13 protein-coding genes are annotated in these 21,392 nt (G+C 47.0%); 3 read left to right on the top strand and 10 right to left on the bottom strand.

What is annotated here, in order from left to right; translation table 11 throughout:
• Window positions 1–33 precede the first annotated feature (33 nt).
• Both QT987_RS17575 and QT987_RS17570 read left to right on the top strand, forming a co-directional pair.
• Window positions 34–1,683 (top strand): ABC transporter substrate-binding protein, encoded by a 1,650-nt coding sequence (locus QT987_RS17575; protein ID WP_333242207.1) that lies wholly within the window; start codon window positions 34–36, stop codon window positions 1,681–1,683.
• Between the two features lie 161 nt (window positions 1,684–1,844).
• Window positions 1,845–2,504, top strand: a complete 660-nt coding sequence (locus tag QT987_RS17570) for a pentapeptide repeat-containing protein (protein WP_333242205.1) — start codon at window positions 1,845–1,847, stop codon at window positions 2,502–2,504.
• A 196-nt stretch (window positions 2,505–2,700) separates the two neighbouring features.
• Here the strand turns inward: QT987_RS17570 and QT987_RS17565 are convergent, their stop codons facing one another.
• From QT987_RS17565 to acnB, 4 genes are all read right to left on the bottom strand, one after another.
• Complete coding sequence (locus QT987_RS17565) at window positions 2,701–3,081, bottom strand: cupin domain-containing protein (protein ID WP_445251729.1); 381 nt, start codon at window positions 3,079–3,081, stop codon at window positions 2,701–2,703.
• 85 nt (window positions 3,082–3,166) lie between these two features.
• Window positions 3,167–3,622, bottom strand: coding sequence for a nucleic acid-binding protein (locus tag QT987_RS17560; RefSeq protein ID WP_333242201.1), 456 nt, complete (start codon window positions 3,620–3,622; stop codon window positions 3,167–3,169).
• A 9-nt stretch (window positions 3,623–3,631) separates the two neighbouring features.
• Window positions 3,632–3,988 (bottom strand): hypothetical protein, encoded by a 357-nt coding sequence (locus QT987_RS17555; RefSeq protein ID WP_333242198.1) that lies wholly within the window; start codon window positions 3,986–3,988, stop codon window positions 3,632–3,634.
• A gap of 158 nt (window positions 3,989–4,146) precedes the next feature.
• Complete coding sequence (gene acnB, locus QT987_RS17550) at window positions 4,147–6,762, bottom strand: bifunctional aconitate hydratase 2/2-methylisocitrate dehydratase (protein ID WP_333242195.1); 2,616 nt, start codon at window positions 6,760–6,762, stop codon at window positions 4,147–4,149.
• A 463-nt stretch (window positions 6,763–7,225) separates the two neighbouring features.
• Between acnB and QT987_RS17545 the strand changes: the two genes are divergently transcribed.
• Window positions 7,226–11,356: an EAL domain-containing protein gene (locus QT987_RS17545; RefSeq protein ID WP_333242192.1), complete on the top strand. Its 4,131-nt coding sequence runs from the start codon at window positions 7,226–7,228 to the stop codon at window positions 11,354–11,356.
• Window positions 11,357–12,089: 733 nt separating this feature from the next.
• Here the strand turns inward: QT987_RS17545 and QT987_RS17540 are convergent.
• The 6 genes from QT987_RS17540 to QT987_RS17515 all read right to left on the bottom strand — a co-directional run bounded on the left by QT987_RS17540 (window position 12,090) and on the right by QT987_RS17515 (window position 20,893).
• Window positions 12,090–16,649, bottom strand: coding sequence for a PAS domain S-box protein (locus QT987_RS17540; RefSeq protein WP_333242189.1), 4,560 nt, complete (start codon window positions 16,647–16,649; stop codon window positions 12,090–12,092).
• A gap of 913 nt (window positions 16,650–17,562) precedes the next feature.
• Window positions 17,563–17,889 (bottom strand): ATP-binding protein, encoded by a 327-nt coding sequence (locus QT987_RS17535; protein ID WP_333242186.1) that lies wholly within the window; start codon window positions 17,887–17,889, stop codon window positions 17,563–17,565.
• A gap of 246 nt (window positions 17,890–18,135) precedes the next feature.
• Entirely contained in the window at window positions 18,136–19,089 is a 954-nt protein-coding gene (gene mdh / locus QT987_RS17530) for a malate dehydrogenase (protein WP_333242182.1), read from the bottom strand.
• Window positions 19,090–19,212: 123 nt separating this feature from the next.
• Window positions 19,213–19,428 carry an NAD(P)H-quinone oxidoreductase subunit O gene (locus tag QT987_RS17525; protein ID WP_333053996.1) on the bottom strand — a complete coding sequence of 72 codons (216 nt, stop codon included), beginning with the start codon at window positions 19,426–19,428 and terminating at the stop codon, window positions 19,213–19,215.
• A gap of 188 nt (window positions 19,429–19,616) precedes the next feature.
• Window positions 19,617–20,510, bottom strand: a complete 894-nt coding sequence (locus tag QT987_RS17520; RefSeq protein ID WP_333242179.1) for a DNA-formamidopyrimidine glycosylase — start codon at window positions 20,508–20,510, stop codon at window positions 19,617–19,619.
• Window positions 20,511–20,512: 2 nt separating this feature from the next.
• Window positions 20,513–20,893, bottom strand: coding sequence for a photosystem I reaction center subunit IV (locus QT987_RS17515; protein ID WP_333242176.1), 381 nt, complete (start codon window positions 20,891–20,893; stop codon window positions 20,513–20,515).
• Between the last annotated feature and the right edge of the window lie 499 nt (window positions 20,894–21,392).

Raw genomic sequence — 21,392 nt, 5'->3', positions numbered from 1 at the left:
ATAATCAATAATTTGGAGTGTCAAAAAAAGACGATGGGAATTAACAAGCAGCAGCCTAGAATACATATAAAACCTTCAGTGATTAAAGCGATAGCTCTGTTCTGTCTGTGCTGCTTGTTAACTGCAAGTTGTGGACAAAGAACACGTCCATCGGTCACTGCGAGCGGCGAAAATGCTAATAACCGCGTTACTATTGGCACAACTTTGAAATTGCGGACGATCGACCCTGCGGACGCTTACGAAATTATCTCAGGGCAACTGCTGCAAAATTTGGGCGACACTCTCTATACTTACAAGTCGGGAACTACTGAGTTAGTCCCCCATTTAGCGACAGCAATGCCTAAAGTTAGCCAAGACGGATTGACATATACAATCCCCTTGCGTCAAGGCGTTATTTTTCACGACGACACACCGTTTAATGCCGCAGCAATGGAGTTTTCCTTGCAGCGGTTTATCAAAAATGGCGGTCGTCCGGCTTTCTTGTTGAGCGATGCAGTAGAGTCTGTGAAAGCGACGGGCGAATACGAATTAACTTTTCAACTGAAAAAGCCTTTTGCTGCTTTTCCTTCTCTCTTGACATTTGCTGGTAGTTGTGCAGTCTCTCCAAAAGCCTACGAGATTGGGGAGGGTAAATTTAAACCCGATACGTTTGTGGGAACGGGACGCTACAAGTTGGCGAATTACGGCAGCGATTCTCTCAAGTTTGACGTGTTTGACAAATATTGGGGCGAAAAACCAGTTAATCAAGGAATTGACCTTTTGCTGCTTTCTAGTGCCTCAAATTTGTTCAATAGTTTTCGGACTGGTGCAGTTGATGTGGCTTATTTGTCTCTGGATGCAGACCAAGTTCAAAGCTTGGGCGAGGGAGCAAAACAAGGGAAATGGCAGGAAATCGCGGGGGAAAGCAGTACGGTTAGTTACATGACGCTGAATACCAAGTCTAAACCGCTGGATAAGTTAGAAGTGAGACAGGCGCTCGCAGCAGCGATGGATCGCCCCCTGATTAATGAGCGCGTACTGCGGGGACAAGCACAACCGCTTTACAGTCTGATCCCTACAACCTTCGACGTTCAAAAACCGGTTTTTAAAGAACTGTACGGCGATGCCAACACGACAAAGGCTAAGGAACTTTTAACGAAAGCTGGATACTCAGCCACCAATCCTTTTGTTCTGCAACTTTGGTATCCTTCAGCTTCCACAAAACGAGCTTTAGTCGCGAGTCTGATCGAGGCGCAAACTAAACTCAAAATGGACGGGATAATGCAGGTAGAAATTAACAGCGTTGAATCTCCGACTTTGTTTCAAAACATAGAGAAGGGAATTTATCCTGCGGTTTTAGTGGATTGGTACGCCGACTTTTTCGATGCCGATAATTACATTCAGCCGTTTTTAGATTGTGCGACGGGTTCGGCGGCTGGGGGCTGTGAAAAGGGTGCTAGCCAAGGTCAGGGTTCGTTCTATTATAACGATCGGGTCAATGAACTGATCGACAAGCAACGAAAAGAAGCAAATCCTGAAACCCGCAAAGCTCTGTTTGCGGAAATTCAAGACATACTAGGTCAAGATGTACCTTTCATCCCTCTTTGGCAGGATAAGGACTATACCTTTGCTCAGAACAGCATCACCGGAGTCCGTCTCGAACCGACGCAATCTTTTCCTTTTTGGTTCCTGAAAAAGCAATAATTATTTACAATAATTTTGGGGGAGTTGAAACGTCAATAATTATTGCATATTTTGTGCACAACAGGGTGATGATTGTCACAGTTTATCAAAGAGACTGATCACCCAACCCTCTTTAATAATGTGCGATATTATTAACAGAGAGATATTGCTGAGGGTGGTATATGAAATTTGGGATTTTAACAACAACAGGGGTGCTAATTGCGATCGGTTTGGCATCGGGAGTAAAGGCCGAAAACGTATCCCACGTCAAGCAATTATTAGAAACTAAAAAATGTAGCCAATGTGACTTGACAGGAGCGCAGCTTGCTGGTATTGATCTGAGCGGGGCAGATTTGACTGGTGCGAATCTGAGCGGTGCCAATTTGAACGGTGCAAATTTGAACGAAGCCAAACTGAATGAAGCAAATCTGAAACAAGCTAAATTGCAAGGTGCGAGTTTAGTTGCGGCTAAAATGCACGGGGCTAATTTGGAGGGTGCTGATTTGAGCCGCGCTAATCTGAGTTTGGCGGGTTTAGTGATTGCGAGTTTGAAAAATACCAACCTCACCAGCGCTAATTTAATAGGTGCTAATTTAGAAAGCGCCAATTTGGCGGGTGCAAATCTGAGGAATGCTCGCCAGTCTGTAGCCAATTTAGCGAATGTCAGCCTCAGAGGTGGCAGTTTGTCGGGAATCGACGTACAGGGAGTCAACTTGCGGGATGCAAATTTGACCAATGCAAATTTGAACGGTGCAAATTTGAACGGTTCGGACTTGACAGGTGCCAATTTAAAGAATGCCAATATGGCAAATGTAGATTTGAAAAACGCTTCTTTGCCGTAGGACGATCGCCACTTGCTATATCAAATTCTGGTGCTTAACAAGCTTAATATAATAAGGTAGGGGCAATTCTGAAATTGCCCCTAAATTTTTAATTGTAGGATTTATCTTGTTTCCGGTCGCTGCGTAGCGTAGATGATTGTTCGGTGTGCGAAGCTTTTTCTTGGCGTCTGCGATTGCTTCATATTTGGATCTAGGATCAATCTGCCTCGTGAGCATCTTGGGCGAAGCGGATAATGTCATCATCGCCGAGGTATTCACCATTTTGGATTTCAATCATCACCAAGGGAATAACTCCTGGATTTTCTACGCGGTGAGCAGTATTCATGGGAACGTAGGTTGACTGTTTCTGCATGAGAATCGTCTCTTTGTCGTCGCAGATAACTTTAGCGGTACCGGAGACGACAACCCAGTGCTCGCTGCGGTGATAGTGCATTTGGGTGCTGATGTGATGCCCCGGCTTGACTTCAATGCGATTGATCTTATAACGATCGCCCGCGTCTATGACTGTAACTTGACCCCAGTAGCGGGTTTGTGTGCGATCGTCAATTTTTTCTATTGTGTCCACTGTTTCCACCATGCTGTTTATCTCGCTAACGGTGTCTGTAAAAATATCTGTAGTTGAAAGTATAGCAGGGATTGGCTAAGTGCGATCGATTTAAAGATTACTGAATTAGTCGCCACTCGCGAGCATCCACAAATTGAGACAAATGCCCCACATTTGTTGTAGCAATTACCACCTGATTTCCTTCACTTGCCTCCAATATTGCTTGAGCCGCCAAAATCACATCCCCGTCAAGTGCATTGGCTTCTGCGGTTGGTCTTCCTCTCATTCTCGCGTCAGCCCACAACTGAGCAGCCAAAAGCATTACTTCTGTAGTCAAAGGACGGTAGGGGATTTGCGATTTAAGTTCATCAAGTCGTCTAATACCTGTCGCCTTACCTGCACGAATTAATTCACGCCTCACCTCATAGTCAGCAATTTCAGGGAGCATTACAATGTAACCTTTCTGTGGCAAAGATTGCAGCCAAAGTTTGCCCTCTTGATATAAAGGAGAGGTGGCTTTGGGATTGGTAACAATTCCTAAAGGCCCAGAATCTAACAACACTATTCTGCTCATGGAATGCTCTTATATATGCACGGGGTTTTCTTCTAGTGCCTTGCGGAGAACTTCAGCGGTTTCTGTTTGCTCCTGTTCATCTCCATCGTCAACCCAAGACTGTAGCAATTTGCTCAGAGCTTCGTGCTGCTGTACGGGATCGATGGTCTTAATTTCGTCTGTAGTTTTTATCGAAGTATCGGGGCTTCCTGGCTTCATTGTTACTGTGGAGCGAAATATCCGAATCATCTGAAGTAAGTTTGGCCAATATTCTCTCGGAGTTTGCTGAATCTCCCGCAAAAAATCTACAATTTCTTCACCTATGCGAGTTTCTGGCGCTGAAGTTGCTGTCGCTTGGCTTTCGCTAATTAAAGCTTGCTCAGGCATAATCACTTTTCTCCTTTCTCAGATTTATATGAAGTTTGATTGATTTACGAAAAGGGGATGGGGGCAGGTCGATTAATATCTGGGACGTGAATTAGAGATGCAGGCGTGAACCCCTCTCCTATTATAAACACAGGGCGGGCGATCGCCCGCCCCACTTTTTACTTGCTCAGCACACCATCGGGAATGCCCAAAATATCCTCAATGCGAGGCATATCTTCCAAAGCAATCACTCGTCCTTCATCCTCAAAACCAGCAATTTGATCGAAATTCAAATACCGATACAAATCACCAGCAAAAGGATCGATTCTCTTCGACACAATCTCATTGTATTCTTGGACTGTAGGAATGCGACCTAACAGTGAACAAACAGCAGCCAGTTCCGCCGAACCGAGATAAACTTGTGCATCTTTGCCCATGCGGTTGTTAAAGTTACGAGTAGAAGTTGAAAAAACCGTTGTCGCATCTTTAACCCGCGCTTGATTGCCCATACAAAGACTGCAACCGGGCATTTCTGTACGCGCTCCAGCGGCTCCAAAAATGCTGTAATAACCTTCTTCTTTGAGTTGCTGTTCATCCATGCGAGTTGGCGGACAAATCCACAGGCGAGTTTTCACTTCCCCTGCACCTTCCAACACCTTTGCAGTGGCGCGGTAGTGACCGATATTTGTCATGCAAGAACCGACAAATACTTCGTCAACCCGATCGCCCGCAACCTCACTCAACAACTTAACATTATCCGGGTCATTGGGAGCAGCCACAATTGGCTCTTTAATCTCGTTCAGATCGATTTCGATGATTTCAACGTATTCCGCATCAGCATCCGCCTCCATCAGCACCGGATTTGCCAGCCATGCCTCCATCTTAGCCACCCGGCGCATCATCGTCCGCGCATCTTGATAGCCCCGCGCCACCATGTTTTTCAGCAGCGCGACATTGGAACGAATGTACTCAGAAACAGTCTCCACGCTCAATTTAATGGTGCATCCAGCGCAAGAACGCTCTGCAGTCGCATCGGTCAATTCAAAAGCCTGCTCAACCTTCAAATCGGGCAAACCTTCAATCTCCATAATCCGTCCAGAAAAGATGTTTTTCTTGTTCTGTTTCGCGACGGTTAGCAAACCTTTTTGAATTGCTACATAGGGAATGGCATTCACAACATCCCGCAGCGTTACTCCCGGCTGCAATTCACCTTTAAACCGCACTAAAACTGATTCCGGCATATCCAAAGGCATGACGCCCAATGCCGCAGCAAATGCCACCAATCCCGAACCCGCAGGAAAGGAAATTCCCAAAGGAAAACGAGTGTGAGAATCGCCGCCCGTTCCCACTGTATCTGGCAATAACATCCGGTTCAGCCAAGAGTGAATAATGCCGTCTCCGGGGCGCAAAGCTATGCCGGCGCGCTCTGCCATGAAATCGGGCAATTCATGGTGAGTTTTGACATCAACTGGTTTTGGATAAGCGGCGGTGTGGCAGAAACTTTGAATTACCAAATCGGCGCTAAATCCCAAACAAGCAAGTTCTTTCAATTCGTCGCGAGTCATTGGCCCTGTGGTATCTTGCGAGCCGACTGTTGTCATGACTGGTTCGCAAGATGTACCGGGACGAACGCCGGACAAACCGCAAGCTTTGCCTACCATTTTTTGTGCTAAAGTAAAGCCTTTTCCCGTATCCACTGGGATTGTAGGACGGGTAAAAATAGTGCTCGGTTCTAGTCCTAAAGCAGCGCGAGTTTTGTCGGTTAAAGTGCGTCCAATTAATAGCGGAATTCGGCCGCCGGCGCGAACTTCGTCTAGAATTGTGTCGGGTTTGAGGGTGAAGGTGGAGATAATTTCTCCGGCTTCGTTGGTGATTTCGCCTTTGTATGGATGGATGGTAATTACCATTCCTGTTTCCATTTTGGAGACATCACATTCGATCGGCAATGCGCCGGAATCTTCAGCGGTATTGAAGAAGATCGGGGCGATCGCACCTCCTAAAATATAACCGCCACTGCGCTTGTTGGGCACAAACGGAATATCATTGCCAATGTGCCAGAGCACGGAATTAATCGCCGATTTCCGTGACGAACCGGTACCGACAACATCACCAACATAGGCTACGGGATGACCTTTTTGCTTCAATTCTGCAATGGTTTGCAAAGCCCCAGGCATCTTACTTTCGAGCATCGCCAAAGCGTGTAGGGGAATGTCCGGTCGCGTGGTAGCATGAGGTGCAGGCGACAAGTCGTCAGTATTGGTTTCTCCAGGAACTTTGAAGACTGTAACGGTAATCGCTTCTGGCAATACAGGACGGCCTGTAAACCACTCGGCATCCGCCCAAGAATCGACTACCTGCTTGGCGTAGGGATTGGTATCAGACAAAGCTATAACGTCGTGGAAAGCGTCGAATACTAACAACGTTTTGCTCAGTGCCCGGGCGGCGGTGGCGGGAATGGCGATTTCGGCAGTAGGATTGAGCAAATCGATTAAAGATTGGACGTTGTAACCGCCCATCATTGTCCCCAGCAGGTAAACTGCCCATTTGGGAGCAATTAGGGGGCTGTGGATTTCGCCTTTAGCAATGCCAGTTAAAAAACCAGCTTTGACGTAGGCGGCGCTGTCTACGCCTGGGGGGACGCGATCGCGCAATAATTCTATTAAGGTTTCTTCTTCTCCTGCCGGCGGATTTTTCAGCAGTTCACACAGTTCCGACGTTTGCTGGGCGTCTAGGGGCAGCGGTGGAATTCCCTCATGGGCCCGAACGGCCGCGGTACGGCGGTAAGATTCAAGCATTTGTCCTCTCTCCTCGGATAGTATTCGGTGGTTGGCAAGTAGGTGGCTTTACTTTTTAGATTAGGAGCTTCCGCTGCACATTGGGTAAAGTACCTCGCCATACATCAAAACTTAACGCAACTTTAAAAACAGTAGATTTTCATACCAAAGACAGATGTGGTCTTTAACGAGAGAGCAGCGTATCAAACTTCAGTCGAGCAGTTTAGGGCCTTCAGTTGCATAGTTCTGGTTAAGATTAATGTGTTGTGGGCTACTGTAGATCCTCCTCTGCATCTGAAATCGTCATTTACCAATAGTCTGGACTGTTTGTAGTTCGTAGTGTGAAACCCTTGATTTTCCGTTGGTAGCTCCATTGGCGAATCGCCTTGAAACTTTTATTCTACGAATGCTAATTAAAAACCGTCCGCAGTATTGATTGACCACAAGTTTAAAAAAGTTGTCCTGCTAATGGATCGATTAAACAATGGAAAGTTTTATCCCTGAAAAGTCTGAAGACTGTCACGGCTGGGCCTCCAAGCCAGACTTGTACAAAGAGCTGCAAGGAGCCAAAGAATTACTGCTGACGATCGCCAACTCGATGCCAATACCCCTGATCGTGAGCAGTCTGGCGGACGGCACAATTATTTATAGTAACGATTTATGTCGTCAGGCTTTCGGGTTCACAGGATTTAAGTCGATCGACCGCCAAAAAGCCGAAACGCTCTACCACAGACCTGCAGAGCGCCAGGAATTGCTGTTGCGGCTCGCCCGCAACGGACACGTCCGCGAGACAGAAGTCCGGTTTAAAAAAGCTGACGGCACGCTGTTTTGGGCAAGTGTATCGATGCGGTATCTGACATTGGTATCGGGGAAAGCTGTTCTGTCGGTGTTCACCGACATTACGGATCGGAAGCGAGCGGCCGCCAAGGAGCAGGAATTGCTCACGTCAATCCACTCGCGAGCTCGCCAGCAAGCGGCCGTCGCTTACTTGGGGCAGCAGGCCCTGGCCGAAACTGATTTGTCCGCACTGATGGACAAAGCTGCGGTTTTAATTGCTCAAACCCTGGACGTTGATTATTGCCAGGTGTTAGAACTGTTGCCCTCTGGTCATGCTTTTATGCTGCGAGCGGGGGTTGGCTGGCAGCCGGGCCTCGTCGGCAGCGCTACTGTTGCCGCTTCTGCTCGATCCCAAGCAGGTTACACATTGCTAGTGGGCGAACCGACGATCGTCGAAGATTTGCGGGTGGAAACGCGCTTTAGCGAGTTGCCGCTACTGCATAACCACCGGGCTGTCAGCGGCGTTACTGTGATCATTCCCGGCAATCGGGGACTGGGGAGGAACTGGGGACAAGTAGAACCAGCGGACAGTTCATCCTCGCAGGCCTGGGGCATTTTGGGGGTTCATACCAGCCAAGGGCGGGTTTTCAGTCAAGATGACGTTTATTTTGTAGAAGCGATCGCCAACGTGTTAGCTGCGGCGATCGAGCGGATTATATCGCAAGAGCGCTTACAAATGATGGAACGGGCGATCGAAAGTTGCAGCAACGGCATTGCAATCACCGACGCAACCGTTGCAGATAATCCGATTATTTATGTCAATCCCAGTTTTGAGCGGATTACGGGTTATCGCAGAGACGAGTTAATGGGCAAAAATTGCCGATTTTTGCAAGGCACAGACACTGACAGCCCCGCTGCCAAAGAATTGCGAATTGCGATTGAAGAAGGCAGAGAAGCTCAAGTTATATTACGCAACTTTCGGAAAGACGGCACGCCTTTTTGGCACGAATTGTCGATCGCTCCGGTTTACAACTCGCGGCGACACTTAACCCACTTTATTGGAGTACAAACAGACATTACCGACCGCCAGCGTTCGGAAGAAGAATTATTTTTAAAATCTCAAGCTTTAGCAGCTTTTAGCGCTAATCTCAAACACTTGCACCGGATTACAACTTATCATTATCAAAACTTTGAAGAACTGGTTGACGATTATCTAACAGCCGGCTGTTTGATGTTTGGACTTTCTATGGGCATCATGGCTGAAGTTGACCGCGAAACTTTTATTGTCCAGGCAGCGAAAACAGATTTAGGATACTTCGTGCGAGGCTTAGAATTGAACCTCAGCGATACTTACTGCGCCGCAGTAATTAAGCTCAACAAAACAGTTGCGTATTCTCATATAGGAGCAAATATTGAGATGCGCGAACATCCTGCTTATCTAAGCTGCAAATCAGAATCTTACATCGGAACGCCGATATTTGTCAACAATAAAACTTATGGTACGTTAAGTTTTAGTTCGCCAGAAATAAAGAAAAGAAAGTTCAAGTACGAGGAAATAGAAATTATAGAATTGATGGCTCAAAGTATTGGGAAAATTCTGGCGGTTCACCAAATGGAAATCGAACGCCAGCAAGCTGAAAAAGAGCGATGCGAGTTGATAGTATCTCTCAAAGAAAGTGAAGAACGCTATCGCCGTTTAGTAGAACTATCTCCCGAAGCGATCGCCGTTCACAGTCAAGGGAAAATCGCCTACATCAATGCTGCCGGCGCGAAACTCCTCGGTGCGAGTTCTCCCGAAGCGCTGATTGGCTTTCCCATATTGCATTTCGTCCATCCAAACTATGTGGAAATAGCCACAGAGCGCATTCGGCTAGTCGAGACAGAAAATCAGCCACTCGACCTTGCCGAACAAAAACTAATGCGGCTCGACGGACAAATAATAGACGTTGAAATGGCCGGTATCCCCGCTATTTATCAAGGCTCGACGGCCGGCCAGATTATTATCCGAGATGTCACCGAGCGCAAGCGAGTAGAACGGGAACTGCTGCACGGCGCTTTTCACGATGCGCTGACGGGTTTGCCCAACCGGGTTTTGTTCATCGACAGGCTAGGACAAGCCATCCGCAGATCCAATCAGTCCCCCGATTACAAATTTGGTTTACTTTTCCTAGATTTAGACCGCTTCAAAGTCGTTAATGATTCTTTAGGACACGTTTTAGGAGACAAACTGCTAATCGCCCTCGCCCAGCGACTGCAAACCTGCGTCCGGGTTTCGGATACCGTCGCCAGACTGGGGGGAGACGAATTCACGATCCTGCTAGACCACATTCAGAGCCTCAGCGACGCCACCCTCGCAGCTAAAAAGATACAAAAAGAACTGACGAAGCCGTTTCATCTCGAAGGGCACGAAGTATTTACCACCGCTAGCATTGGCATTGTTTTCAGTCGAGGCGAAGCCACCCCCAGTGGCGAATTAAATTCGTACACTCACCCGGAAGAATTCCTACGCGATGCTGACATCGCTATGTACCGCGCTAAAGCTTTGGGTAAGGCCCGCCACGAAGTGTTTAATTTGGCGATGCACGACCAAACTATGTCGCTGTTGCAGTTAGAAACTGACCTGCGGTTGGCTATTTTGGGCAAGGAGGAATTAGGAGAGAGCAAGAATCAATGTTCGCACTTTATTGTGCACTACCAACCGATTGTTTCGATCGCCAGCGGTGCGCTCGAAGGTTTTGAGGCCTTGGTGCGCTGGCACCACCCGGTTCGGGGTCTAGTTCCGCCGTCTACTTTTATCCCTGTAGCTGAAGAAACAGGTTTGATCGTGCCTCTGGGAGCCTGGGTGTTGCGGGAAGCTTGTCAGCAATTGCGGATTTGGCAAGAAATGTTAACCGAGCAACAGGGAAGAAGTCAAATGGAAGTTGGAACAATGCCCTTCGACTCGCTTCGGCTGCACTCAGGGCAAGTCGCTGAGGGTAACAAGAAGGAAGAAGGCGCTTCGATTTCGCTCAGGGTAACAACAGGGAAGATGGCAACGGGCAATGTAGGGGAGTTAAGTGATGTAACAGATACAGGGCATGAGGAACACGGAACTTTTACTGAGCGTAGCCCCAGTATTGGTCACAGGGAAGAAAGAATCGGTAAAAAATTACCAATTCCCAGTTACCAATTCCCGATTACCGATTTCCACTCCTCTATTACCAATTCCCAATTCCCAATTACCAACTCTTCGGCTACGTTCAGTACAACTTCCCAGCTACCAATTGCGAATTTTAAATTACCCATTATTGATCCTTCGCAATTAACAATGAGCGTCAATCTCTCTCCTAAACAGTTAGGTATGCCGAATTTAATCGAGGAAATCGATGAAATTTTAGCAGAAACTGGCTGCGATCCGAGCTGTTTAAAATTGGAGATTACTGAAAGTGCGATCGTAGAAAATGTGAAAAAAGCCAATATTGTGCTAGCCGAATTAAAAGGTAGGAATATTCGATTGTCGATCGACGATTTCGGTACTGGCTATTCGTCTTTAAGTTACTTGCACCGTTTTCCGCTGGATACACTGAAGATTGATCGATCTTTTGTGAGCCGCTTGGGGGCTGTCGAAAATGGTGACGACGGGGGTCAGCCTTTGCAGATTGTGCGGGCGATCGTAACTTTGGCTCACAATTTGGGATTGAATGCGATCGCCGAAGGTGTAGAGACAGGCGAACAGTTAGCACAGCTTCGAGAATTAGACTGCGAATTAGCTCAGGGATATTGGTTTTCTAAACCTTTGGACAGTTCTGCCGTGACCGAAATCCTGATAAATCTCGGTAATATAGAAATTAGGGACTGATTGAGCTACAGATTGGTAAATAGTGCCTCACCCTGTGAAGACATTTTTGCTACAAACTCCTAATCTCAAAACTGATGCACCAGGGAATAAATTGTGCATCAAAATTAGATTTTAGGTGATGATATCAAATCTGTTAGGATCGGAATTATTCATCTGCGTGAATCCGCGTCCATCCATTGTCATCTGCGGTTAATACATTCTCTTTTTTTAACCGCAGATGAGGGCAGATTAACAGATATTCACGCAGATAAATGAGTTCAATTCCGGTTGTACCGTCCGTGATTGTTGAGTATTGATATCGTTTCCGGTTGCATCGGAATGATTTAACTGCAGAGGGCGCAGAGAACGCAGAGGGAGAGAATACAGAGAGGAGTAATTCCGATGCTACCGGATTTGATATGACTGGATTTTATCGCAGAAGGAAGCAGGAAGAAGCAATATAATCAATCGTTTCAGCCATTAACAACGTCCTAACTGTCTTGGCGGTTGCTATATCAGGACGATGCTACCGGATTTGATATGGTTGAAAATTACCAAACTGACCACGAATTTCAAAGGTGGTACCCGCCACGTGGTTTATCCGTGGAATCAATCCAACATCGGAAATCGAAAATCCTCAAGCAAGAGCATTTATCTCGCGCAAGTCAATCCAAAATCTAAAATCTAAAATCTAAAATCGAATGACGCACAGTAACGCTTTCGCAATTGCCAATTACAACTTACCAATTCCCCATTAACAATTAGCTTTGAGGGGAATCTCGATCGCCAATTCTGTACCCTGGCCTGGCGAAGAAGTGCATTTCAGCGACCCGTTGTGTCTGTCTGTAACAATTTGATAGCTAATTGACAAGCCCATCCCGGTGCCTTTACCCACAGGTTTAGTGGTAAAAAACGGGTCAAAAAGCCGAGTGCCGACAGTCTCCGGTATTCCCGGCCCGTTGTCAGCAATCCGAATGATTACTTTGCCGACTGGCGATAGTTCAGTGCGGATGCGGATGTTGCTGGGCTTTTGCCGCTTTTCCTCAGCAGAACGGCGCATATCCCGTTCTTCTAAAGCATCCAAAGCATTGCTCAAGATGTTCATAAATACTTGATTTAATTGTCCGGCATAACATTCTACCAAGGGCAGTTGAGCGTATTCTTTAATTACCTCAATTTCTGGATGGTTGTGTTTAGCTTTGAGCCGGTGCTGCAAAATCATCAGGGTGCTATCTATGCCCTCGTGGATGTCGACTGCTTTCATTTCCGCTTCGTCCATGCGGGAAAATGTGCGGAGAGAAGCAACAATTTGTTGAATTCTGTCTGCACCGACTTTCATTGAAGAAAGCAACTTTGGCAAGTCTTTCATCAGAAAGTCGAGTTCAATATTGTCTACTTCTTCTTGAATTTCCGGGACTGGATCGGGATAGTGGTTTTGGTAAAGTTCGATCAGGTGTAGCAAGTCTTGGGTATAGTCGTTGGCGTGACTGAGATTGCCGTAAATAAAGTTAACTGGGTTGTTGATTTCGTGGGCGACTCCTGCCACAAGTTGACCGAGACTCGACATTTTTTCATTTTGAATTAACTGCGATTGAGTGCTGGTTAATTTCTTCAATGTTTTTTCTAATTCGAGAGCTTTATTCCGAGTTTGGGCGTAAAGATCGGCTTGGTTGAGGGCGATCGCCAATTGAACTGTAACCGCTTGCAATAATTCTACTTCGTCGTCACTCCAGGGTCGCACTGCAGCGGAGTGGGCGCAGGTAACAACGCTCACTACTCCCGAAAGTGCCTGCATGGGAATTGCCAAGACAGATTGGTAGCCCAGAGAGTTAAGAGAGCTTCTCCAAATAGGGTCTGCGATCGCTCCGACATCATCGATTTGCAGCGTTTCTAGACGCAACATCTGTTCTCCTATAGTTCCGAAATCAGAAGCTTTATAGCAACCTATTAAATCTGGAAGTTCTCTTGTGCGAGATTCTTGAATAATTTCCCAGTATGGTTCGTCTCCGTCGCAACGATACCAGCTAAAGTTGCAACGATCGATCTGCATGAAAGCCCGAATTTCTTGGACGGCGACAGCAATAATGCTGTCGAAATCGAGGGAATTGCGGATTTGAGTAGTGAGGTTGTTGAGCAGTTTTTCTCGCTCGGCTTGCTGTCTGAGTCTGGCTGACGATTGCCTTAAGGCAATTTCTCCCCGCTTGCGATCGGTAATGTCTTCGGTGACAGCTAATAGATATTGCGGTTTGCCATCAGCATCGAGTATTGCTGTTTTCTTGCTATGAAATATCCGCGTTTCTCCTTGGCTAGTTTCAATTTCTTCTTCGGCGATTTCTAAAATTTGCCCGCTATCGATCACTTCCCGGTCTTTGGCGGTGAAAAAATCAGCTTGTTCTGTTGGGAAAAAGTCGTAATCATTTTTGCCGATTACTTCTGCTGCACTGAAACCGAGTAACTGTTCAGCTACTGGGTTCCACAGAACAAACCGCAGTTCTTGGGCATCCTTGGCAACCACTCCTACGGGTATGGTTTTGAGCACTGACTCCATAAAATTTTGAGCGTGTTGCAGTTCTGCTTCTGCCTGTTTGCGATCGCTAATATCTCGGACGTTGGCAATGACGGTGAGATTGCCGTTGAGATTAATTCTCGACAGGGCAACTTCTGCATCAAAGGTTGAACCGTCGTTGGGACGCCTCGCTTTCCATTCCACGCGGGGTGTTTCGCCTGCTAATACTCTTTCCCAAAGTTCTTCCATTTGTTCAATGGGATTGTCGGCGCTTGAATAGTCGTTTTTAATTGATAATTTTTTTGCTTGTTCGGGGCTCACTCCGTACATTTCTAACATTCGATTATTGACATCGAGAATGTTTCCTTCTAAATCGTGAATGAAGATAGCATCGTAGACATTGTTAAATATGGTTCGCAGGTTTTGCTCGGAAACTTGCAGCGCTGCTTCTGCAAGTTTTCGATCGCCAATTTCTTGTTCTAATTGGGTGACTGCTTGGGAAAGTTCGGCCGTGCGATCGCTCACTCTGTCTTCTAACTCGACTGCTGCTTGCCGCAGGGCTGCTTCGGCGGCTTTGCGATCGGTAATATCGATCACCGTACCGAACATTTTTACCACCTTGCCGTTGACATCGGTTTCGGCTTGACCCACGGCGTTCACGTGTCGCAAGATGCTGTCGGGACGGTAAAGGCGAAAGTCAAAATCAAAGGGGATGCCCGCTTCGAGTCCCCGCTGCACTTGAGTTTGCCACAATTCCAAATCTTCTGGATGAATCTGAGCGACCTGTTCGGCTAGGTTGGGCGCGATGGGGGCTGGTTCGAGTCCGAAGATGCGGAAAAGTTCTTCCGACCAAGTGAGGGTTTCGGTGGCTGCGTCGAGTTCCCAATTGCCGACGTGGGCGAGTCTCTGGGCTTCTTTGAGCTGCCGCTGGCTATTGCGGATGGCGGTTTCGGCAACTTTGCGATCGGTAATGTCGAACAATACGCCGCAAAATACGATTTCGCCGTTCTCGCTGCGGGTGGGCATGGAGTCGCCCTGCCACCAGCGAATCTCGCCGTCGGGCTTGACTAACTGCCCTTCGTAGTGCCACAGGGAGAGGTTTTCTATGGCCTGGTTCACCGAAGCGATGTAGCCTTCCAAGTCTTCGGGATGGACGCGGGAAATGAATGTATTGATGTCTTGCATCATTTCTGCTGCTGTAACGCCACTGATATCGAAGATGCGATCGCTCATGTAGTCAATGCGCCAAATTCCGTCACGGTTGCAAAACTGGAACAGAGCTCCGGGCATGGTGGCTGCGATCGTCCGAAACTTGGTTTCGCTGGCACTGAGTGCGGCAAAAGTCTGTCGCAGTTCGGCTGTGCGCGCTTCTACTCTGCGCTCTAGTTCTGCGTTGGCGTGTTGTAAGGCTGCTTCTGCTCGCTTGCGATCGGTAATGTCGGCGGCTGTACCTGTGGTGCCGAGGAAGTTTCCGGTTTCGTCGTACAGGGCGATCGCGTTAAACATCAAATGTTTCATGCTGCCGTCTTTGGCGATTTGGGTGGTTTCGTACTGGAAAATTGATTCTCCGGCAAACAGGCGGGCGAAAACTTCTAAATCTTTCTGGCATTGTTCTGGTGTCACAAAGTCGGAAAAGGGCCTACCGATCATTTCTTCTGGTTCGTAACCGTAGATGTACTTAACTGCTGGGTTGACGAAGGTGTAGCGTCCTGAAGCATCTACCGACCAAATCATGTCTTGGGAGGTTTCTACCAGGCTGCGGTATTTGCTTTCGCTGGCTTTGACGGCTTCTTCTGCTTGTTTGCGTTCCGTCATGTCGCGGGAGACGCCGACAGTCATGACGATTTGGCCGTCTGCGTTGCGGATCGGTGTTTTGACGGTGCTGAACAGCCGCACTTCTGAGTCGTAGCGCGTCACTGGTTCTTCGGAAATTTGCAGAGTCTGTCCGGTTTCAAATACGAAGGCGTCATCTCTGACGTACTGGAGGGTATTGTCGGGATCGGCGAAAGGTGCGTCTAGGATGTCTTGAAGTTCCTCTTGAGTCATGCCGTAATAGTCGCGGAATGCTTGATTTGCCCAAACAATTTTGGATTTGGGGCCTTTGACTAATACCATATCGGCGATCGAATCGAGAATTTGGTGATATTTTTGCTCGCTGTCGCGGAGTTTCTGCTGCGCGGATTCGATTTCTGCTATTTGCCTTTGGGTTTGCAAGTGTAGTTCGGCTTGGTAGATGGCAACTGCTAAATGATCGCCTACTTGTCTGGCAAATTCGATTTCGTCTTCTTGCCAATCGCGGGGATTGCCGCAGGAGTGAATGCACAGCAATCCCCACAGGTGTTGCCCTTGCAGCAGGGGTACGACTAAGTTGGCTCGGATTTGAAACCGCTTGAGGATTTTGAGGTGACAAGGGCTCAACCGGGCTTTGTAGATGTCCGTGACAGCTTGAACGTAACCTTTGGCATACTTGGCGGCAAATTGTTCGCCGAAACAGTAGTCGCGGACTCTTGCTCCCAAAGATGGGCTGTATTGGGGCAGTACGTCTTCGGACACTACTTCGCCCTCATTCCATTCGGATTCGGGAAAGAATCGGTAGACGGCGACTCGATCGGCATTTAAGAGTTGCCGAACTTCGGTGGCTGTGATTTTGAATATTGTTTCTAAGTCTAGGGATTCACGAATTTTGCCAATCACTCCCATCAGCGCTTGCAGCTTTTTGAACCAGGTTTGAGACTGCGTTTCTCTTTCTAGGTGAGCTAGTTTCTCGCGCAGGTTGCAAACTTCGTAATACAGGTATTCATGAAACATAATGCTTTTTCTTTAGTTATTTTGCGGTTTGGTATCGAGGTTGATGGCATCTCAATAGCGCTCTGCAAGTTGAGTCTGGTAAGTCAAAAAGGCAAAGAACCTATTCTCCTACTTCTGCTAGCACTTAGCAGCTACTCACACTGCATTTCCGTATTTTTTCGAGATTTGGAGGTCTATCGACCATCTTAGCTCCCGTATATTTACTGAAGAAGTGGCATAATTTGCTACTTCATTAAGGATCAATTATTGAGAATAATGCTAACAAAACTTACACATAAACCCGGTTTATTAACGTAATCAAGTCAGGGAATCTCCGAAAGTGGAAACAAGAAACCCGGTTCCATTTCGCGATCGGGAGGAGCGTCTCTGACTAATTTTGACATTTTTTTTGCTCGCCTTCGGTTTCAATTGTCACCTTTTTATTATTACCCCAAACCCGATTAATGGTTTCCTTGTTTTGGCGATGGAATATTCTGTTGGGCTCGCCTATTTTAAAATTTGTTTGAATTTAGGCGATCGCCTTTTCTAGAGTTTTAAGTAATGCTCGATTTATCTCTCCTAAATTAGATTTTTTACAATCTTTAGGATCTGCCAACGTTTTAGATATTTTTCCTTGCCTTCTCGTTATTTTATCCGAGAGATGGGATTTTTAAAACTGATTTAAATTCACCGAATCAGAGGTTAGTTTTCGGTAAAACAGTTGAGGTAGTTGCAGACTATGGTTAAATTTGCTTAACTCAAGGCCCATTTCCTACCGCAACGCGCCCGCACGCGCGGAGACTTTTTGCCTCCCGATTTTTGCGATTTTAGACAAGTGTAAAAATTTTAGATAATACAAATATTTAGGGTATCACATTTTGGGAGAAAGTAAAGGTATTTCAAGCTGGAGCAATAGAAATGGCGATCGCGAATATTAAAGTTTGGGCAAATTAATAATAAAATCCGTAGAAAGTCGCATTTCGCTTTCTACCTTTAAAGTGCCATGGTGTTGTTGGACAATCAGATCGCGAGTGAGAGATAATCCAAAACCGACTGCTTCTGCTGTTGGTTTAGTAGTAAAGAAAGGATGGCAGTTTTTGGCTTGAATTTCTAGAGAAACTCTGATGGTATTGTCGCGCAGACCAAGTTCAACTACTTTTGCCCTTTTTTGCATTTTCAGCAAGTTTTTGAGAGTAAATTTTATGTTTATCGATCGGTTCCTTGCTACCCATTTTTCGGCGTTTGAAATACAGCCTAACAAACATGATCAATGATATTTATCAAAGGGCGGTTTAAATCAGAGAAGCCTACTTTCGACAGAGCGATCGCACTATCATACTCAGTATAAATTACTATATAGCAATCCTTGCAGGAGTCGTAAATTTTTGACCCCACCCCAACCCTCCCCTTATCAAGGGGAGGGAGTAAGAAATTCACAAATGATGCGAGGATGGCTATATTGAAGCGACGAGCGATCGGCTGCTATGATCAACCAACTCCTACAAGCTTAAGAAGCCGTTTTCAGTATAGCCCTGGCTTCCTCAATATTTTGGGCAACCAATTTGCCCGACTCGATAAAGGCCGATCTTTCGGTATCGCTGAGTTCAAGTTCCACTACTTGTTCGACTCCCTGAGATCCCAAGCGGCAGGGCACTCCTAAAAAGATATCTTGCACGCCGTATTCGCCGTGCAAATAAACGCAGCAAGGCAAGAGTCGCGACTGATTAAATAAAATAGATTCTACCATCAAACAGACAGAAGATGCGGGTGCAAAATAAGCACTACCAGTCTTCATCAATTCTACAATTTCTGCGCCACCGTGGCGAGTCCGCTGTACGAGTCGATCGATCGCCCCAGCATCCATAAGTTGATTGATGGGAATACCGTTGACAGTAGAATAGCGGGGCAAAGGAACCATCAAATCGCCATGAGAACCGATGACAGTGGCATTGACTTGAGCATTTGAAACGCCCAATTCCATTGCAATAAAAGTTTGAAAGCGGGCGGAGTCGAGAACTCCCCCCATCCCCATGACTCGGTGTTTGGGCAAATCAGCAGCTTCCCAAGCTAAATAAGTCATGATATCTAGGGGATTTGTGACTGTGATTAAGATTGCTTCGGGAGAATGCTCGATCGCCTGTTTTGTGGCTTCGGTGACAATTCGAGCATTGATTTTAATTAAATCTTCCCGATTGATACCGGGTTTGCGCGGCACTCCGGCGGCAATTACTATGATATTTGAGTTTGCCGTATCTGTATAATCATTTGTACCGACAATTTGGCGATCGTGGCGTTCCACTCCCCTGGCTTCCATCAAATCCAAAGCAACGCCCTGCGGCCAACCCTCCACAATATCTAGCAATACTACATCTGCCAGATTTTTCTCAGCAATTCGCTGGGCTAAGGTACTGCCGACTTTGCCTGCACCAATAATTGATACGCGGTTTGATGGAGAATTCATTGGGTTTTAGGTTTTAGATTTTAGATTTTAGATTTTAGATTTTAGCAATCAACTTAATTGGGGAAAGGTGCGCGGTGTGCACCCTTCGCTACATTAAGAACAGTGATGTTTAGTTTTGGTGAGTTACTGAAAATCTTCGAGTTGGTCTACCCGCAGCCAAATATTGGGGGTGGGAACTTTGCCAAATTTGACGAAGGCATAGTCGCCGCGAACATCCATCACTTCGCCCTTGGTTTCAAATATATACGAGGAAAAGCGCTGGTCGCTGGCTTTGGCTTCTAGACTGTTTTCCAATTTTTCGCGTACAGCGCGAACTATACTGCCTTTCTTGATTGCCATAACTTGCTTTGTTTAGTTTAAAAAACTATACAAATTTTAATCTAGATTTGGCTTGAAAGTCACTCGGCGATTGAAATCGCTACTAAACAAACGAAGTCCACTCCAAGCGGACTAAGGAATAAAGGGGTGCAATTCGTGGGGTAAATCTAAAATCTAAAATCTAAAGCCTAAAATCCATTGACTGCTTCCTATGTCTGACAAATGGGGCAAAAATGAGTCGATCGCCCTGCTAATTTTATACGTTCGATGCTTGTGGAGCAAGTGCGACAGGGTTGACCAGCGCGATTGTACACCCAAGCGACGCCGCCGTAGTTGCCGTTGACACCTTGGACGTTGAGAAAATTGCTAAAAGTGGTGCCGCCGGATGCGATCGCCTTCTGTAAAACTTGAATAATAGCTGTATGGATGCGCCCAATTTGCTCTGCGGTCAAATCTGCACACAGAGTTGTGGGCATCACTCCCGACAAAAACAAAGTTTCGTCTGCGTAAATATTGCCCAAACCAGCTATCAGTGCCTGGTCTAGCAAAGCTGTTTTAATAGGTCGCGCCCGCCGGTGTAGCTTGCGGGTCAAATATTCTGTTGTAAACTCGTCGGAAAATGGTTCGGGGCCTAAGAGTTTCAGACCGATGACTGTGCTCGAAACCTCGGTTTCTGCAGGCACGTACCACATTTGCCCGAAGGTGCGCTGGTCTACAAACCGCAATTCTTGGTTTCCTTCAAAAAATAGCCGTACTCGCGCGTGTTTTTGCAGGGGTTCGGATCGGTTCACCCACAGCAGTTGTCCCGTCATCCGCAGGTGAACGCCCAACCAGCCGGCTTTTGAAGGAGGGAAGAAGGCGGGCGCGGGGAGGGCGGGCACGGGGGCACCGCCCCTACATTGAGATAGTTCTGCCAGTAGATATTTGCCGCGTCTGTACCAGCGGGCGATCGACTTTCCTTTGACTTTTGTCAAAAAATCGGTCGCAGAGATTGAGCGGGCGATCGTGCTGTTTAACAGCACCTCTGCGCCCAACATTTCTCGATCGAGAGTTGCTTGATTCAAACCCCGGCAAATAGTTTCAACTTCTGGCAGTTCTGGCACAATTAGCGTTGTTCTGTTCCTTGATTTGGCGAACCTTCGACGCTGCCGGTTACTTCGGCGCCCGGTTTGCTGTCCGTCGAAGTTTTCGGCTGCTGGGGGGCGCCACCGCTGCCGGTTTTGCGCGTTTTCTCGTCCAGCGTGGTTTGTTTGCCGCCGGAAGCTACTGGAGTCCCTGTTTTCGCTTTTGCTTTGGGTGCTGCCACTTCCACTAATTCGCTTTGGGCGAAGTTGTTGGTGTTGACGCCTGCATAATTTACGCTGTTAAAGCGAACGATAACTGGGTATTTAATGCCGCTTTGGTCTACCGTAGCAACGGTGCCCACTTCTTGATACCAGAAGGATTCTTTGCGGAGAATCCGAACTGTAGAACCGCGTTGAACCATGAGCTTTGTTTCCTTTGCGATGAATAAACGGATAAAGCCATTTTTTTTACTCTAGTCGATCGCGCGACGCATTTGAAGTCTGCAAGGAAATTTTTACCTGTCGCGCCGTTTTTTGATCTGCTTTTTGTAAAGAAAAGTAAATACTTTGCTAGGGCGATCGCTGGGGGACAAAAATAAATAAACAGACATTATCCGTTAAATACAAGCTGTGCGATCGGATCTATAAAAAACTTTACAAATAGGAGAGCGGGCCGGAGCGCCTACATAGTGAATTAATAGGATTTAGGGAGAGCCGTGGCAATCCCCCAGCAGGCCGCGTAGCCCCAAGCGCTCTTGGAATTGCCACGGCTCTGCACGAGAAGGTTGCGTAAATCCTCATTCAGTCAAGTTATCCACCATCTAGTGTGTTAATGTTTGAATCCGTTAGAGTCGATGTCCACATTACTGCGGCGCACCTCTCCTTCAGAACCGGACGTGCGACTTTCGCCGCATCCGGCTC

Origin of the sequence: Microcoleus sp. SVA1B4 (assembly GCF_036700545.1) — a bacterium.
Classification (GTDB): Bacteria; Cyanobacteriota; Cyanobacteriia; order Cyanobacteriales; family Microcoleaceae; genus Microcoleus.
The sequence above is the reverse complement of the archived record's forward strand: the minus strand, read 5'-3'. Positions and strand labels throughout refer to the sequence as shown.